General features: G+C 59.2%; 1 protein-coding gene. It reads left to right on the top strand.

Going from position 1 to position 795, the window contains the following annotated elements:
- Window positions 1-204: 204 nt before the first annotated feature.
- Complete coding sequence (locus tag QMK32_RS25200; protein WP_283478308.1) at window positions 205-450, top strand: hypothetical protein; 246 nt, start codon at window positions 205-207, stop codon at window positions 448-450.
- The last annotated feature ends 345 nt before the right edge of the window (window positions 451-795 follow it).

Consider the following 795-nt stretch of genomic DNA (forward strand, 5'->3'; position numbering starts at 1 on the left):
GTAGAGCCACATCGAGGTCTGAGCCATACTTCGTTGCCCCCTGGGGGAGCCAACGCAAATCTCGCCTATGATCCCGTGTCCACCAAACCGGGAACGGTTCGCTCACGTCCCACTGTGTCAGGCGGTCCGCCGCAGCTGGCATCGACCACCCGGTCGGTGGGAGAGGTAGTCGATATACAAACCAACTGGATGGATTGATAAGATATGCTGTCCACGAAAGTCAGCCTGATGGGAGACGCGGACGTGCCGACACATCATCTGACTGTTGCCTTCGTTCGGCTCACATGGGATCGACGCATCCTGTGGCCGGCCATGTGGATCGGATATTTGACAGGGGTCGCGTTGGCGCTGTCGATGCTCGGCGCAGTGCTCGGTCAGCCGACATTCGGAGTATGCGCTGGATTACTATCCGTGGCTCTCGTGGTGCTTGCGCGCTACCTCCTCCGATAAGGATGTGCGGGCATCCACCCGGGCTCGTCGGTGGCGCACAACTATGCCGTAGACGCACTTCATCGCCTCTACGTGCGTATATTCCGCTGGGAAGCAAGGTCGGTGACTCCCGACATGCAGCGGAATCAACTCAACCGCAACGGAAATGCGTCGCGGCCGGAGCGCTCAGTTGTGGACGCGCCATGAATGTGCACGGTGATATCCGTACCGTCGCATCGACTGTGTCAGGCGGTCGCCGCCTCCGATTTATGGGGTGGAAGCGCCGCCAATCTCATCACGTGAGCCAATGTGCTCTTGTGAACAATCGTCGGCAACACCAGGTTCCACATCTGGTTCAACCGCTCG

The sequence above is a fragment of the Rhodococcus sp. H29-C3 genome (assembly GCF_030063405.1).
Taxonomy (GTDB): Bacteria; Actinomycetota; Actinomycetes; order Mycobacteriales; family Mycobacteriaceae; genus Rhodococcoides.